This window comes from Micromonospora sp. SL1-18, from assembly GCF_047921505.1.
GTDB lineage: Bacteria > Actinomycetota > Actinomycetes > Mycobacteriales > Micromonosporaceae > Micromonospora.
In genome coordinates this window covers 1-14,512 of record NZ_JBLROA010000005.1, presented here as the reverse complement: position 1 = coordinate 14,512, position 14,512 = coordinate 1, and the positions used below count along the sequence as shown (strand labels likewise).

Here is a 14,512-nt window from a genome sequence, read left to right as displayed (position 1 = left end):
AGTCGGACACCGCGACGCGGTGCAGGACCTTCCCGCCGGACCGCCTCAGCACAGGCTTATCCGCGCCTTAAATTTGCTTGAAGAATCGGAAGGCCGTGAATAGCGCCGAGGGGGCTGAAAACATCACATCGCCATGCTCGCCACCCGGGTCGTCCGCAAATCGTGGCGGCACCGACCACGATCACGACGGGATTGTCATCATCCTCTCCGGGCGTAAGCTCGCCGGATCCGTGTACGGCAATTGGCGCAGATTGATCGAACCGGACAACGGGGGCGTGCTGGCGCGAAACACATGCTCAACGCTTAAATCACCCCCCTGAAGTTGGACGCATGACATACCAGGACACCTACCCCACCTGGACACCGGTCCCCGGCGAGGGCCGGCCGGCTGCCCCCGTACCCCCGCCACCCGGGCTGCCGCGCCGCGGATCCGGCGGCCGGTGGGCCCTGGCCGCGCTCTTCTGGCTCGGCCTGGTCGCGGCGGTGCTGCCCTGGTGGCTGGACACCCCGGCCGGCTCGCTGACCGGCACCACCGACCTGCTCACCGCCGCCGGCCGGGTCACCGGTCTGGTCGCCGGCTATCTGCTGCTGGTCCAGGTGCTGATGATGAGCCGGCTCGGCGTGCTGGAACGCTGGCTCGGCGGCGAGCGCCTCTCCCGGGTGCACCGGGACCTCGGCGCCACCCTGCTCGTGGCGGTCCTCGCGCACCTCGCCCTGCTCGTGGTCGGCTACGCGGGCCTGGAGCGCACGTCGATCCTCGGCGAGGTCGGGTCCCTGCTGAGCGGCTACGAGGACATGCTCTCCGCGTTCGTGGCCGCCGGGATCATGGTCGCGGTCGGCGTCACCGCGGTCCGGGCGGTCCGCCGGCGGCTGCCCTACGAGCTCTGGCACCACCTGCACCTGGCCAGCTACCTCGCCCTGCTGCTCGGCTACGGGCACCAGTTCAGCAACGGCGCGCAGCTCTACGAGCCCGGCCCGGTGCACACCGGCTGGATCGTCGCGTACCTGCTGGTGGTGGCCGCGTTGATCTGGGGCCGGGTGATCGCCCCGCTGGCCTTCAACCTGCGGCACCGGCTGCGGGTCGCCGAGGTGGTGGCGGAGAGCCTGGACACCATCTCGATCTACCTGACCGGCCGCCGGGTCAACCAGATCGACCTGCTCGGCGGGCAGTACTTCCGCTGGCGCTTCCTCACCCCCGGCTGCTGGTGGCAGTCGCACCCGTTCTCGGTCTCCGCGGCGGGCAACAACGACTGGCTGCGGCTCACCGTCAAGGTGGTCGGCGCGCACACCGCCGAGCTGCGGGACCTGACGCCGGGCACCCGGGCCTGGGCCGAAGGCCCCTCCGGCACGTTCACCGCCGCGCACCGGACCAGGGAACGGGCACTGCTGATCGCCGGGGGCAGCGGCATCGCTCCGTTGCGGGCCATGCTGGAGGAGCTGCCGCCCGGCGCCGCCCTCATCTACCGCGCCCGGACCCCGGCCGACGTGCTGCTGCAGCAGGAACTGGACTGGCTGGCCGGGGCCCGGCACACCTCGGTGTGGTACGTGATCGGCTCTCGCAACGACCCCGGCCCGCGCCAGTTGATGAGCCCGGAGGGGCTGCGCCGGCTGGTGCCCGACCTGACCCGCCGCGACGTCTACCTCTGCGGGCCGGGCGGGCTGGTCGACGAGGCCGTCCGGGTGCTGCGCCGGGCCAAGGTCCCCCGACGGCAGATCCACCTCGCCACCTTCGAGCTGTAGAAAGGTCCTCCGCCCCATGCGTCGCGCACTGCTCGCGATCACCGGCCTGGCCGCCAGCACCACCGCGCTGGTGGTGCTCAAGGGCTCGCCGGTTGCCAGCCAGGTCGCCCAGGACCGGCCTGGCGTCGAGGCGCCCGCCGCCCTCGACGGTGCATCGGCTCCCGGCCCGACCCCGGCCACGCCGGGCGCGCTCGCCCCGACCTCGGCCGTGCCGGGCGCCCTCGACGCGCGGACCGGGGCCGCCTCGGCGAAACCGAACGCGACGGCCGGCACCAGCCGGTCCCTGCGCCCGAAGCCCGGCACCACCGCCCAGCCGGCCACGGTCGCGCCGAAGCCCGCCAGCCGTAGCGTCACCGGGCCGGTGGTCAGCTACAGGTACGGATCGCTCCAGGTGCGGATCACCCTCACCGGCACCCGGATCGTCGACGCCGCCGCCCTCGGCATGCCGCAGGGCGGGCAGTCCGGCCTGCGCAGCGACGACGTGCAGGCCAGCTACAGCGGCACCTCCGGCGCGGTGGTCGCCAAGCAGAGCGCCAACCTCAACACCGTCTCCGGGGCCACGTACACCAGCGACGCCTACCGGCAGTCGTTGCAGGCCGCGATCGACCGGGCCTGACCCGGATGGCGTCCGACAGCGTCCGGCCCGGCCTGCGCCGCGTCGAGCACATCATGGGTACGGCGATCAGCCTCGACCTGGCCGACGACCTGCCCGTCGCGACCCTGCACGAGCTGGCCGAGCAGACCTTCGGCTGGCTCCGCGAGGTCGACGCGCGGTTCAGCACCTACCGGGAGGACAGCGAGCTGTGCCGGTTCGACCGGGGTGAGCTGCCGCTCGCCGAGGCCTCGGCCGACCTGCGGGCGGTGCTGGACCGCTGCGCCGACCTGTGGCGGGAGACGGACGGCTTCTTCGACGCGTACGCCACCGGGCGGCTGGATCCGTCCGGTTACGTGAAGGGCTGGTCGGCGCAGGTCGCCTCGGACCGGCTGGTCGAGTCCGGGGCCCCCAACCACTGCCTGAACGCCGGCGGTGACGTCCGGATACGCGGCCGGTCGGCCACCGGCGAGGAGTGGCGGATCGGGGTGCGCCACCCGTGGGACCCGGCGGCCACCTGCCTGGTGCTGGCCGGCACCGACCTGGCGATCGCCACCTCCGGCGTGTACGAGCGCGGCCACCACGTGGTCGACCCGCGCCGGGGTGTCCCGGCCCAAGGGCTGCGCTCGGTCACCGTGGTCGGCCCGGATCTCGGCGTGGCCGACGCGTACGCCACCGCCGCCGTCGCGATGGGCCCCGCCGGCATCACCTGGCTCGACCAGCTCCGCGACTACCGCCACGCCGTGGTCACCGACGGCGCCGGCCTCCTCCACTCCCGCACTCTCCCCCTGGCCCCGCCCCCACCAGGTTGATCATGAAGTGGTTGCGCGACGCGCCGGTCGGGCGGGCAACCACTTCATGATCAACGCCGAAGGGTGTCAGCGGAGGGGGCGGTAGGTGGTGTTGGGGCGGGAGCCGGTGGGCCGGGGGCGGCCGGGGCGGGTGCCCCAGGGCCGGGTCCCGCCCCAGCGGTACGGGCGGCGGTGGTGTCGTGATGGTTCCGTGCCGCCGGTGTGGCGGGCCGCGTCATCCGTGGACATGCTCAACCCCCGGTTCTGGCGCGAACGCGCCGTCACCGGGTTCAACGACCTCGGCACCGGAGAGGACGCTACCGTCGGTCAGCAGCCGCGGCGGGGGAGGGGAAGCTGACCCGGCAGCAGGTCCGAGGTGAGCGTGACGCCGGCCGCCCGCAGCGCCTCGATCAGCGCGTTCTGCACCAGGTATGAGTCAGGCAACTGCCAGCGGGCCTGCTCGGGGGCCACCGCCCAGCGCACCGCCCCGTCCGGCAGCCGGGTCGGCGGCGCCGGGATCCACGAGCCGGGGCCGTGCCTGACCACGTGGAAGCAGTGCTCCAACTCCGGCCGGAGCGGGTCGCCCCGGCGGACCAGGAACATCCAGTGGCCGGCCGGGGTGACCAGGACCGGCCCGCGTACGCCGATGCCGGCCGGGTGGGCCGCCACCGTGGCCAGCACGTGCCGGCCGAGGTTGGCGGCGACCTCCAGCACGTCGAACGAGCGCCCGGTGGGCAGCAGCACCCCGTGCGGGCGATTGCGCCACCAGGTGGCCACCCGCGCCGGGTCGGCGCTCGCCGCGCGTTCCCAGTCCTCCAGGGCCGGATGGCAGCCGACCGTGGGACAGCCGGCCCGGCCGCAAACGAAGCGGCGGTTGGCCAGGCAGGCCCCGGGCGTCACCGCCCAGCCGTGGACGGCGTACCGGACGGCGACCCGGCGCAGCCGGACCCGCTCCAGTGGCGACAGGCGAGCCACGCGTGGTGCGACATTCCCCCACATCTGCGCCATCCCCTCTCGCCCTGACCGGACGCTGATCACGTCACACGTCGAACGCCGTCACTGCCGTAACCCGCGCTCGTTGACCTGACGAACGGCTGATGCAACTTGCACGGAAACTACGAGGGCTGGCCGTACGGCTGACGTACAGACTGTGCGACCAGAGGGTTCCGCAAGACCGAGGGGCCGTTGCGGCGGCCCGCCCGGGAGAGCAGCCGTACTGGCGCGAGGGGGAGGGATTGCGAGATGGACGAACTGCCCATAGGCCGCCGGGTGGCATACTGGCGCACCCGCCGCAAGATGTCCCAGCAGGTCTTCGCCGACCGGCTCGGCAAGTCCAAGAGCTGGGTCGACAAGGTCGAGCGCGGGGTGCGGCGGCTGGACAAGTTCTCCGTCCTCTACGAGATCGCCGACATCCTCCAGGTAGACGTGCAACTGCTGCTCGGCAAGGACCCGGAGCGGCGTACCGACGCCCTCAACTGCATCGACCAGATCGAGGTCGAGGAGATCCGGGCCGCGCTGGAGCGGTACGACTCGATGAGCGCGTACTTCGACGCGCGGCCCTACCCACCGCCGCTGAGCGACATGCGCAAGGCGGTCAACCACGCCTGGCTCACCTACCAGTACGGCCGCTACGGCATGCTCACCCGCGCGCTGCCGAAGCTGCTGCGCGACGCCCAGGCCGCCGACGCCGGTTACGGCGGAGACCAGGCCCTGGAGGCGGCCCACCTGCTCGCGCAGGTCTATCAGATCGCCTCGTCCGTGCTGCGCAAGCTGGGCGAGTGCGACCTGGCCTGGCTGGCCGCCGACCGCTCGATGGCGGTCGCCCAGCGGGCCGACGACCAGCTGCTGGCCGGCGTCGCCACCACCCGGGTCTGCAACGCGCTGGTCGCGATGGGCCGGGCCCGCCCCGCGCTCGAACTCAACGTGAACATCGCCAACCGGCTCGCACCCGGCGGCGGCAACGAGGCCACCGCAGACCGGCTCTCCGTCTACGGCATGCTGCTGCTCCAGGGCGCGATGGCCGCCGCCCGGATCGGCGACTCCGCCACTGTGGACGACCTGCTCACCGGCGCCCAGGAGGCGGCCACCCTGGTCGGTGGGGACCACAATCACTACTGGACCTCCTTCGGCCCGACCAATCTGGAGCTGCACCGCGCCGCCGCGGCGGTGGAACTGGGCGACGGCGGCCGGGCGGTGGAGATCCACCACGGCATCTCCGAGCCCGCGTTCAACGCCCTGCTGCCCGAGCGGCGCGCGCATCACCTGCTCGACATCGCCCGCGGCTACGCGCAGATCGGCGACGTCGCGAACGCGGGGGACATGCTGCTGCGCGGCGACCGGCTCGCGCCGTCCGAAATCCGTTGCCGGCCGATTGCCCACGAGGTGATGTCCGATATCCTCCGTCGTACACGGGGTGCACCGCCTCCGCCGATTGCGGAGTTGGCTGAGCACATGGGAGTCGGAGTATGAACTGATGAACGGTCCGCACCCCAGTTCCGGGCACCAGCGGGTGCTCTATGTCGTCGCCTGCGGTTCGCCGCTGGCCGGTCACGTCGGCCGGCTGGTCGACCTCGCCCAGCAGGACGGCTGGGACGTCTGCGTGGTCACCACGCCGGACGGCGCGAAGTTCGTCGACCGGACGGCGCTGGCCAGCCAGACCGATCACCCGGTACGCACCCACTACAAGAACCCGGGCGACCCGGACGTGCTGCCGCCGGCGGACGCGATGCTGGTCTGCCCGGCGACGGTCAACACGATCAACAAGTGGGCGGTCGGTATCGCCGACACGCTCGCCCTGGGGCTGCTGGTCGAGGCGCAGGGCCTCGGGGTGCCGATCGCGGCTGTCCCGTACACCAACTCGGCGATGGCCGCGCACCCGGCGTTCCGCGCCAGCCTGGCCCGGCTGCGCGAGTGGGGGATACGGGTGGTCTTCGGCGACCAAGTCGTACCGCTGCATCCGCCGGGCACCGGCGAGCGGCACCTGGACGCCTTCCCCTGGTCGGTCGGCCTCGCGGCGCTGCGCGGCGCGCCGCGCCCGGCCGCCCCGGTCGGCTGAGCACCCGGGTACGGCCCTGACCGGGCCCAGACGCCGGTAAGCTGGCCGGCCGTGAGCACAACCGGATCCCCGCCCACGGTCGCCGACGTGGTGGCCGCGCTGGACCGCCGCTACCCGCCCGGCTGGGCCGAGGAATGGGACCGGGTCGGCCTGGTACTCGGCGAGCCCACGAACCCGGTACGCCGGATCGCCTGCGTGGTCGACGTGGTGCCCGAGACGGTGGACGAGGCGCTCGCCGCCGGGGCCGACATGATCGTCGCGCACCACCCGCTGCTGCTACGCGGGGTCTCCTCGGTCGCCGCCACCACCTACAAGGGGCGGATCGTCCACCGGTTGATCAAGTCGGACGTCGCGCTGTACGTGGCCCACACCAACGCCGACGTGGCCGACCCGGGCGTCTCCGACGCCCTCGCGGCCCGCTTCGGGCTGACCGGGCTGCGCCCGCTGCACCGGCCGCGCCCCGGGTCGCCGGCCGACGGCCCCGGGCGGGGCATCGGCCGGATCGGCGAGCTGCCCACGGCGATGACCCTCGCCGAGCTGGCCCGGCACGCCGCCGCGGTGCTCCCCGCCACCGCCTGGGGAGTTCGCGCCGCCGGGGATCCCGGGCGTATGGTTCGTACCCTCGCGGTCAGTGGTGGCTCGGGGGACAGTTTCCTCGCCGGGGCGACCGCCGCCGGGGTGGACGCCTTCCTCACCGCCGATCTGCGTCACCACCCCGCCGGTGAGCACCTCGCCGCCGGTGGCCCGGCCCTGCTCGACGCCGCCCACTGGGCGACCGAACGACCCTGGCTGGACGACCTGGCCGCCCACCTGCGGGACGAGTTGGGCGTCGAGACCGTGGTGTCCGACCTGGACACCGACCCGTGGACCGTGCACGCCGCCGCACCCCGACCGGACGACAAGGAGCCCGACCGTGAAGGCTGACCCGAAGGTGCAGCGCCGCCTGCTCGACCTGCAGGCGATCGACACCACTCTCGCCCAGCTCGCCCACCGCCGCCGGTCGCTGCCTGAGCGGGCCGAGCTGGAGGCGCTCGCCCGGGAGCTCTCCGCGTTGGAGGACGAGCGGGTTCGCGCCCAGGTGACGGTCGACGACCTGGACCGGGACATCGCCCGGATGGAGAAGGACGTCGACCAGGTTCGCGCCCGCAAGAGCAAGGACGAGGCGCGGCTCGCCGCCGGTACCGGCCCGGCCCGGGAGCTGGAGGCGATCCAGCACGAGCTGGTCTCGCTCAACCGCCGGCAGGGTGACCTGGAGGACGCCGAGCTGGAGCTGATGGAGCAGCGGGAGACCGCACAGGGTGTGCTCGACGGCGTCGAGCGCCGCCTCGCCGAGGCCCGGGACCGGCGGGCCGTCACCGAGCAGCGCCGCGACGAGAGCCTGGCCGAGATCGCCAAGGAGGAGGAGTTCAAGCGGAGCGCACGGCAGCCGCTCGCCAACGACCTCCCGGCCGACCTGGTCGCCCTCTACGACCGGATCCGCGAGGACACCGGGCTCGGCGCCGCGCTGCTCACCGCCGCCCGCTGCGGCGGCTGCCGGCTGGAACTCTCCGGCGCCGACCTGGCCCGGATCCGCAAGACCGATCCGGACGAGGTGGTGCGCTGCGAGGAGTGCCGGCGGATCATGGTCCGTACCAGCGAGTCGGGGCTGTAGCCGTCGTGGCGGCGCGCGCGGTGGTGGTCGAGGCCGACGGCGGGTCGCGGGGCAACCCCGGGCCGGCCGGCTACGGCGCGGTGGTCCGCGATCCGGAGACCGGCGAGGTGCTGGCCGAACGGTCCGAGGCGATCGGCACGGCCACCAACAACGTCGCCGAGTACCGGGGCCTGATCGCCGGGCTGGAGGCCGCCGCCGAGCTGGGCGCGGCCGAGGTCGAGGCGCGGCTGGACTCCAAGCTGGTGGTCGAGCAGATGTGCGGCCGTTGGCAGATCAAGCACCCGGGGCTGCGGCCGCTCGTCGCGCAGGCCGCCGGCCTGGTCGGGCGGTTCGCCAGCGTACGGTTCAGCTGGGTGCCCCGGGAGCGCAACCAGCACGCGGACGCCCTGGCCAACGCGGCGATGGACGCCGCCGCCGGCCTGGCGCCGGCCCGGCCGGCCGTCGAGTCGCCGCGGATCGTGGAGCCGCCGCGCGAGGTGGCCGCCCCCGACTCGGCCGCCCGGGCCGCGGCCCGCGAGGTGGCCGACCGGGCCGCCACCGCCCGGGCCACCGGCACCGATCCGGCCACCACGCCGGCCTCCTGGGAGCCGCGCCCCACCGAGAGCGCGACCCGGTTGATCCTGGTCCGGCACGGCGAGACCGAGCGGACCGGGCAGAAGCGCTACTCCGGCCGCGTCGACGTTCCGCTGACCGACCGGGGCCGGGCCCAGGCCCGGGCCACCGCCGCCCGGGTGGCCGCCCTCGCGCCGTCCGTCGCCGCCGTGGTCAGCTCACCCCTGTCCCGGTGTACGGCCACCGCCGAGGCGATCGCCGCGGCCGTCGGCAATCCCCCGGTACGCCCCGACGATGACCTGATCGAGTGCGACTTCGGGGTCTGGGAGGGGCGGACCTTCGCCGAGGTACGCGACGGCTGGGCGGGGGAGTTGGACGCCTGGCTCGCCTCGATCCGGGTCGCCCCGCCGGAGGGCGAGTCGTTCGTCGCGGTCGCCGAGCGGACCGGCCGGGCGGTGGAGCGGCTGCGTAGCGCGTACCCGGGGGAGACCGTCGTGGTGGTCTCCCACGTCTCGCCGATCAAGCTGGTGCTGCGCGACGCCCTCGCGGCCGCCGACGCCTTCCTGCACCGGCTCTACCTGGACACCGCGGGCGTCTCGGTGCTGGACCTGTACCCCGACGGTGGCGTCGCGGTCCGCTCGGTCAACGACACCGCCCACCTGGCCGACCTCTGACATCGGCGGCCGCCCGCCTCCGCCGTTCGGCGCAGGCGGGGGGCCGCTCGGCGCATCGATATCACTCGGGTGAACGTGACCTGTCTCACATGGCCGTAACCTCCGGCCGTTACCTGGCTAGTCACGACTTCCCGGAGGTGTGTCACATGGCAGCACCCGAACCGGAGGCGCCGAGCACGGCGCGGCCCAGGGCGAAGGACCGTAGCCCCTGGAACTGGTTGCTCTTCATACCGATCGTGGTGCCGTTGATCCCGGCCCTGTTCAACGCCGACTCACCCCGGATCTTCGGGTTCCCGCGCTTCTACTGGCTGCAGTTGGCCTGGATCATCCTCGGCGTGGCCACCACCACGCTCGTCTACCAGATGACGAAGAAGCGGGGTGACCAATGATGTGGCGCGACCACCTGACCGAAATCATCATCTTCACCCTCCTCTTCCTGCTGGTCAGCGCGATGGGCTTCGTGGCAGCCCGGTGGCGGGCGCCGCGCGACATGGCGCACCTGGACGAGTGGGGGCTGGGCGGGCGCAGCTTCGGCGGCTGGATCACCTGGTTCCTGGTCGGCGGTGACCTCTACACCGCGTACACCTTCGTGGCGGTGCCGGCGCTGATCTTCGGGGCCGGCGCGGCGGGCTTCTTCGCGGTGCCGTACACGATCGTCATCTACCCGATGGTGTTCCTGGTGCTCTGCCGGCTCTGGTCGGTGTCGCACCGGCACGGGTTCGTCACCCCGGCCGACTTCGTCCGCAGCCGGTTCGACTCGCCGATCCTGGCGCTGCTGGTCGCGATCACCGGCATCGTGGCGACCATGCCGTACATCGCGCTGCAGCTGGTCGGCATCGAGGCGGTGCTCAAGACGATGGGCGTCACCGGGGAGAGCGCCCTGGCCCGGCACCTGCCGATCATCATCGCGTTCGCGATCCTGGCGGCCTACACCTACCAGTCCGGGCTGCGCGCACCGGCGCTGATCGCGTTCGTCAAGGACTCGATGATCTACGTCGTGATCCTGGTGGCGGTCGTCTACCTGCCCTACAAGCTGGGCGGCTGGGGTGGCATCTTCGACGCGGCGGACGCGAAGTTCAAGGCGACTCCCGCGCCCAGTGACGGCATCCTGCTCAACGCCAACAACCAACTCCAGTACGTCACCCTGGCGTTCGGTTCGGCGCTGGCGCTGTTCCTCTACCCGCACAGCATCACCGGCGTGCTGGCCAGCCGGAACCGGGACGTGATCAAGCGGAACATGTCCGCGCTGCCGGCGTACAGCCTGCTGCTCGGGTTGATCGCGCTGCTCGGCTACATGGCCATCGCGGCCAAGGTGACGCCGCTGCCGGGGGCCAAAGCGGGCAGTGTGGACACCAACACCATCGTGCCGCGGCTCTTCGACGCGCAGTTCCCGAGCTGGTTCGCCGGGATCGCGTACGCGGCGATCGGCATCGGCGCGTTGGTGCCGGCGGCGATCATGTCGATCGCGGCTGCGAACCTGTTCACCCGCAACATCTACAAGGAGTACCTGAAGCGGGACGCCACCCCGGCGCAGGAGGCCAACGTCTCGAAGCTCGCCTCGCTGGTGGTGAAGATCGGCGCGGTGGCCTTCATCGTCTTCCTCGACCCGCAGTTCTCCATCGACCTGCAGCTCATCGGGGGTGTGATCATCCTGCAGACGCTGCCGGCGGTGGCGCTGGGCCTCTACACCCGCTGGTTCCACCGGGGCGCGCTGATCGCGGGTTGGGTGGCCGGCATGGCGATGGGTATGTGGATGCTCTACCAGGTCGCGAACCCGGCGACGGGGAAGAGGCACTTCGCCGGCTCGGCCTTCCCGCTCTCCGAGTTCGGCTTCGACACCAAGAAGACGATCTACGTCGGGATCGTGGCGGTGCTGGTCAACCTGGTGGTGGCGGCGCTGCTGACGCTGGTCCTGCGGGCCGGCAAGGTGGCCGACGGGGTCGACGCCACCACCCCGGACGACTACTTCGCCGACGAGGGCGACCCCCGGGTCACCCCCGGCCCCGACCGCGACGCCGACTCCGCCCGCGAGCCGGTCGCGTGAAAGGAGGGGCCCCCTGTTAACGCCTCGCGTTGTACAGGGGGCCCCTGTTAACGCCGTTCGGCGGTTCCTCAGCGGCGGCGGTTGCGCGAGTCCAGCGCCTCGTTGAGGCGGTGCAGCAGGTCCGCGAGGCTCTCCTGGTCGTCGCTGGTCCAGGCGGCGAGGATGTCGCCGTAGAGCCGGGTGCGGGCCGCCCGGACGGCGGCCATCCGCTGCAGCCCGGCGGAGGTGGCGGAGACCACCGTGCCGCGCCCGTCGGCCGGATCAGGGGTACGGGTGATCAGGCCGTCCCGCTGCATCGCGGTGACCTGCCGGGTGACCGTGGAGCCGTCCAGGTTCAACCGCGCGGCCAGCGCGGAGACGTTCTGCGGGCCGGCGCTGTCCAGGTACCGCAGGATCACGTACGCCGCCCGGTCCAGCACTCGGTGCTCGGCGGTGCCGGTGGCTCGGCGGGTCGCCTCGCCCAGCCGCATGAGCAGCGCGATCTCGGTCTCGATCCGGCCGAGTGTGGCCTCGTCGTACGCGGTTGCCTTTGTGCGGTCGTCCGTCATAGCTGTATGATACAGGGGAATTATCTGTAAGATACAGCTAACTGGGAGGCGGAGTGGATCGGCGATCCGAACCCAACCGCAGTGCCATCTACGCCACCACGCTGGTGGCGTTCCTCGCCATCGCCGGCATCGCCGTGGTGGACCCGATCCTGCCGGCGATCGGCGAGGCGATCGGGGTCACCGCCTGGCAGGTCGAACTGCTGTTCACCGCGTACATCGCGGTTATGGCGGTCGGCATGATCCCGGCGACCCTCGCCAGCGGGAAGTTCGGCTTCAAACCCGTGCTGATCACCGGGGTCACGGTGGTCGGACTCGCCGCGATCCTCGCGTCGTTCAGCAACGACATCGTGCAACTCTCCGCGCTGCGCGGCGTGTGGGGGCTGGGCAACGCGATGTTCTTCGCGACCGCGATGGTGGTGCTGGTCAACCTCGCCAACGACCGGGAATGGGTGGTCGGCCTCTTCGAGACCGCGCTCGGCCTCGGCTTCGCCGTCGGCCCGCTGATCGGCGGCCTGCTCGGTGAGGTGAGCTGGCGGCTGCCCTTCTTCGTCTGCGGCGTCTTCATGGTGCTCGCGCTCGCCGTCGCCGTGCGCAAGCTCCGCGAGCCGGCCCGCCGGCAGGCTCCCGTACGCCTCGGTCAGATCTTCTCGACCTACCGCAAGCCGGCGTTCATCGCCCTCTGCGTGGTGACCGCCACCTACAACTTCGTGTTCTTCGTGGTGCTCGGCTACACGCCGCTCTACCTGCACCTCGATGTCATCCCGCTGGGGCTGGCCTTCACCGGCTGGGGCCTCGGCCTGGCCGCCGGCATCCTGCTGATCGGCCACCGGCTGGCGCACCGGATCGGCGCCGTCCAGACCGTCGGCGTCGCCATCGCCGGGCTGCTGGTCTGCATGGCCCTCTTCGCCACCTCGACCGGCACCGCCATGTCGCTGGTGGTGCTGGTACTCGCCGGCCTGTTCATGGGTCTGGCCAACGCCAACCTCACCGACCTGGCGCTCGGCCTCGGCTCCGACGACCGGCGGGTCGCCACCGGCGCGTTCAACCTGGTCCGCTGGGGCGCCGCCGCGCCGGCCCCGATCATCTCCGGCAAGCTCGCCGAACACGGGCTGGCCCTGCCGTTCTGGGTCGGCTTCGGGGTGCTCGCCGCCGGCGTGCTGATCTACCTCGCCTTCGCGCACCTGATGGCGGCCGGCTACGGCGAGCGGGTGCTCTGGTCCCGCTGGAACCGGGCCGCCCGCGGCGCCGAGTACGCCCCGGAGGAGCCGGTCGGCGAGGCGTACTGACCTTCCCCCTCCTGGCCGGACCGTCCCGACGTCGCGCCGGGACGGTCCGGTGTCTGGCCGCGTCGCGTGCGTCGGCCTCCGGTGGGCCGCGCCGTCAGCGCAGGGCGCGCCAGAGCAGGTAGAGGCCGATCACCGTGCCGAACACCACGATGACGGTCTTCAGCACCACCGAGGGCAGCCGGCGGACCAGCCGGGCGCCGAGGTAGCCGCCGGTCACCGTGGCCGGTGCGACCACCGCGGCGGCCGTCCAGTGGACCGGGCCGAAGAGCGCGAACACCACCAGCGTGGTCAATCCCACCGTCGCCGAGAGCAGGTTCTTGATGGCGCTCACCCGGGCCAGGGTGGTGTCCAGCACCAGGGCCAGGCCGGCCACCAGCATCACCCCGAGCGCCGCGCCGAAGTAGCCGCCGTACACCGAGCCGATCGCGACCATGGCCTGCACGCTGACGGTACGGCGGCGCGGGCTCAGGTCGGCCGGGTGGCCGACCAGCCGACGCAGCGGATCCTGGAAGGCCAGCACGGCGGTCGCGCCCAACACCAGGAACGGGACCACCAGCTCGAACGCCCGTGCCGGGGTGGCCAGCAGCACCAGGGCGCCGACTACCGTCCCGGCGATCGCGGTGGGCAGCAGGCTCCACAGCTGCCGCCCGCGCGGCAGGTCCATCCGGCTGCCGGCCACGCTGGCCACGTACCCGGGGAAGACCGACACGGAGTTGGTGACGTTGGCGGGGACCGGTGGCAGGCCGGCCGCGATCAGGGCCGGGAAGGTGATGAGGGAGCCGCCTCCGGCCACCGCGTTCACCGTGCCGGCGGCGAGACCGGCGGCGGCCAGGAGCGCGGCGTCGGAGAGGTTCATGGTCCCCAGAGATTAGTACGGCCGGAACGGAACTCAACTTTTCGCTACCCTGCCGCGCCGTTCCGAGCGACCGGGTCGACGAGGGGAGCGAGCCGTGCACGGCCACGACGGGGGTCCGCGGGTGGATGACCCGGAGTTCCGCGAGTTCGTGGAAATCCGCTACGCCGACCTGCTGCGCACCGCGTACCTGTTGATGGGCAGCCGGGACGCGGCCTTCGGGAGAGAGACGGTTTGCGGGAGCAGCCGAAGCGCCGGGTTGGGCGTGGTGACGATCGACGTGCGCTGACCGCCCGGTCGGGAAATGGCGGCGGCGTGGGCATCGTTAGGATGATGGACGCGACGGACGAGTCGACCGGGCGGCCGCGTCGACGGGCCCCGGCCCGTCGCCGAGGAACGTCCGGACTCCACAGGGCAGGGTGGTTGCTAACGGCAACCCGGGGTGACCCGCGGGACAGTGCCACAGAAAACAGACCGCCGGCCCAATATGGGACGGTAAGGGTGAAACGGTGGGGTAAGAGCCCACCAGCATCTCGGGTGACCGGGATGGCTCGGTAAACCCCACCCGGAGCAAGGCCAAGAAGGGTCGTCGCCGCGAGGCGATGATCCGCGCAGACGCTTGAGGGCTGCTCGCCCGATGTCTGCGGGTAGGCCGCTGGAGCCTGCCGGCGACGGCAGGCCGAGATGGATGGCCGCCGCCGACGCGCCTTCGGGCCGCGTCGGTCA

General features: G+C 72.4%; 16 protein-coding genes and 1 other RNA gene. 13 read left to right on the top strand and 4 right to left on the bottom strand.

From position 1 onward, the window contains the following. The first annotated feature begins 330 nt into the window (after nt 1-330). Genes ACNAW0_RS03350 through ACNAW0_RS03340 form a run of 3 tightly spaced genes read left to right on the top strand, consistent with a single transcriptional unit; the run spans nt 331 to nt 3,144 of the window. A complete protein-coding gene (locus ACNAW0_RS03350) occupies nt 331-1,740 on the top strand; it encodes a ferric reductase-like transmembrane domain-containing protein (RefSeq protein WP_416286192.1) in 1,410 nt (469 codons plus the stop codon). A 16-nt stretch (nt 1,741-1,756) separates the two neighbouring features. After that, nucleotides 1,757-2,356 (top strand): FMN-binding protein, encoded by a 600-nt coding sequence (locus ACNAW0_RS03345; RefSeq protein ID WP_416286191.1) that lies wholly within the window; start codon nt 1,757-1,759, stop codon nt 2,354-2,356. A gap of 53 nt (nt 2,357-2,409) precedes the next feature. Continuing rightward, nucleotides 2,410-3,144, top strand: coding sequence for an FAD:protein FMN transferase (locus ACNAW0_RS03340; RefSeq protein WP_416286336.1), 735 nt, complete (start codon nt 2,410-2,412; stop codon nt 3,142-3,144). A gap of 66 nt (nt 3,145-3,210) precedes the next feature. Here the strand turns inward: ACNAW0_RS03340 and ACNAW0_RS03335 are convergent, their stop codons facing one another. Together ACNAW0_RS03335 and ACNAW0_RS03330 are read right to left on the bottom strand one after the other, a co-directional pair. Next, nucleotides 3,211-3,372: a hypothetical protein gene (locus tag ACNAW0_RS03335; RefSeq protein WP_416286190.1), complete on the bottom strand. Its 162-nt coding sequence runs from the start codon at nt 3,370-3,372 to the stop codon at nt 3,211-3,213. A gap of 78 nt (nt 3,373-3,450) precedes the next feature. Further along, nucleotides 3,451-4,122: a bifunctional DNA primase/polymerase gene (locus tag ACNAW0_RS03330; RefSeq protein WP_416286189.1), complete on the bottom strand. Its 672-nt coding sequence runs from the start codon at nt 4,120-4,122 to the stop codon at nt 3,451-3,453. 243 nt (nt 4,123-4,365) lie between these two features. Here ACNAW0_RS03330 and ACNAW0_RS03325 point away from each other — a divergent pair, with 243 nt between their 5' ends. From ACNAW0_RS03325 to mctP, 7 genes are all read left to right on the top strand, one after another. After that, nucleotides 4,366-5,592: a helix-turn-helix domain-containing protein gene (locus ACNAW0_RS03325; protein ID WP_416286188.1), complete on the top strand. Its 1,227-nt coding sequence runs from the start codon at nt 4,366-4,368 to the stop codon at nt 5,590-5,592. A 4-nt stretch (nt 5,593-5,596) separates the two neighbouring features. Continuing rightward, a complete protein-coding gene (locus ACNAW0_RS03320) occupies nt 5,597-6,178 on the top strand; it encodes a flavoprotein (RefSeq protein WP_416286187.1) in 582 nt (193 codons plus the stop codon). A gap of 87 nt (nt 6,179-6,265) precedes the next feature. Continuing rightward, entirely contained in the window at nt 6,266-7,102 is an 837-nt protein-coding gene (locus ACNAW0_RS03315; protein WP_416286334.1) for a Nif3-like dinuclear metal center hexameric protein, read from the top strand. Continuing rightward, nucleotides 7,092-7,829 (top strand): zinc ribbon domain-containing protein, encoded by a 738-nt coding sequence (locus ACNAW0_RS03310; RefSeq protein WP_416286186.1) that lies wholly within the window; start codon nt 7,092-7,094, stop codon nt 7,827-7,829. Before ACNAW0_RS03315 ends, ACNAW0_RS03310 begins: the two co-directional genes overlap by 11 nt. Before the next feature lie 5 nt (nt 7,830-7,834). Beyond that, the gene (locus tag ACNAW0_RS03305; RefSeq protein ID WP_416286185.1) at nt 7,835-9,055 is read left to right on the top strand and encodes a bifunctional RNase H/acid phosphatase; all 1,221 of its coding nucleotides are present in this window, start codon (nt 7,835-7,837) and stop codon (nt 9,053-9,055) included. 146 nt (nt 9,056-9,201) lie between these two features. Continuing rightward, nucleotides 9,202-9,444 carry a DUF3311 domain-containing protein gene (locus tag ACNAW0_RS03300; RefSeq protein WP_416286184.1) on the top strand — a complete coding sequence of 81 codons (243 nt, stop codon included), beginning with the start codon at nt 9,202-9,204 and terminating at the stop codon, nt 9,442-9,444. Beyond that, on the top strand, nt 9,444-11,099 hold the full coding sequence (gene mctP, locus ACNAW0_RS03295) for a monocarboxylate uptake permease MctP (RefSeq protein ID WP_416286183.1): 1,656 nt from the start codon (nt 9,444-9,446) through the stop codon (nt 11,097-11,099). The genes ACNAW0_RS03300 and mctP overlap by 1 nt, the downstream gene beginning before the upstream one ends. A gap of 68 nt (nt 11,100-11,167) precedes the next feature. Here the strand turns inward: mctP and ACNAW0_RS03290 are convergent, their stop codons facing one another. Beyond that, nucleotides 11,168-11,647 carry a MarR family winged helix-turn-helix transcriptional regulator gene (locus tag ACNAW0_RS03290; protein ID WP_416286181.1) on the bottom strand — a complete coding sequence of 160 codons (480 nt, stop codon included), beginning with the start codon at nt 11,645-11,647 and terminating at the stop codon, nt 11,168-11,170. Nucleotides 11,648-11,700: 53 nt separating this feature from the next. On the opposite strand from ACNAW0_RS03290, the gene ACNAW0_RS03285 reads away from it, so the two are divergent. Continuing rightward, entirely contained in the window at nt 11,701-12,933 is a 1,233-nt protein-coding gene (locus ACNAW0_RS03285; RefSeq protein WP_416286180.1) for an MFS transporter, read from the top strand. A gap of 94 nt (nt 12,934-13,027) precedes the next feature. On the opposite strand, the gene ACNAW0_RS03280 is transcribed toward ACNAW0_RS03285, so the two are convergent. Beyond that, a complete protein-coding gene (locus tag ACNAW0_RS03280) occupies nt 13,028-13,789 on the bottom strand; it encodes a sulfite exporter TauE/SafE family protein (RefSeq protein WP_416286179.1) in 762 nt (253 codons plus the stop codon). A 121-nt stretch (nt 13,790-13,910) separates the two neighbouring features. Between ACNAW0_RS03280 and ACNAW0_RS03275 the strand changes: the two genes are divergently transcribed. Together ACNAW0_RS03275 and rnpB are read left to right on the top strand one after the other, a co-directional pair. Further along, nucleotides 13,911-14,075 (top strand): hypothetical protein, encoded by a 165-nt coding sequence (locus tag ACNAW0_RS03275; protein ID WP_416286178.1) that lies wholly within the window; start codon nt 13,911-13,913, stop codon nt 14,073-14,075. 58 nt (nt 14,076-14,133) lie between these two features. Next, nucleotides 14,134-14,512: RNase P RNA component class A (rnpB, locus tag ACNAW0_RS03270), an RNA gene on the top strand.

Coding starts and splice junctions, on each gene's coding strand:
- ACNAW0_RS03300 (WP_416286184.1), top strand. CDS start 9,202: ATGGCAGCACCCGAACCGGAGGCGCCGAGCACGGCGCGGCCCAGGGCG.
- ACNAW0_RS03320 (WP_416286187.1), top strand. CDS start 5,597: ATGAACGGTCCGCACCCCAGTTCCGGGCACCAGCGGGTGCTCTATGTC.
- ACNAW0_RS03290 (WP_416286181.1), bottom strand. CDS start 11,647: ATGACGGACGACCGCACAAAGGCAACCGCGTACGACGAGGCCACACTC.
- ACNAW0_RS03335 (WP_416286190.1), bottom strand. CDS start 3,372: ATGTCCACGGATGACGCGGCCCGCCACACCGGCGGCACGGAACCATCA.
- ACNAW0_RS03340 (WP_416286336.1), top strand. CDS start 2,410: ATGGGTACGGCGATCAGCCTCGACCTGGCCGACGACCTGCCCGTCGCG.
- ACNAW0_RS03350 (WP_416286192.1), top strand. CDS start 331: ATGACATACCAGGACACCTACCCCACCTGGACACCGGTCCCCGGCGAG.
- mctP (WP_416286183.1), top strand. CDS start 9,444: ATGTGGCGCGACCACCTGACCGAAATCATCATCTTCACCCTCCTCTTC.
- ACNAW0_RS03330 (WP_416286189.1), bottom strand. CDS start 4,122: ATGTGGGGGAATGTCGCACCACGCGTGGCTCGCCTGTCGCCACTGGAG.
- ACNAW0_RS03280 (WP_416286179.1), bottom strand. CDS start 13,789: ATGAACCTCTCCGACGCCGCGCTCCTGGCCGCCGCCGGTCTCGCCGCC.
- ACNAW0_RS03325 (WP_416286188.1), top strand. CDS start 4,366: ATGGACGAACTGCCCATAGGCCGCCGGGTGGCATACTGGCGCACCCGC.
- ACNAW0_RS03345 (WP_416286191.1), top strand. CDS start 1,757: ATGCGTCGCGCACTGCTCGCGATCACCGGCCTGGCCGCCAGCACCACC.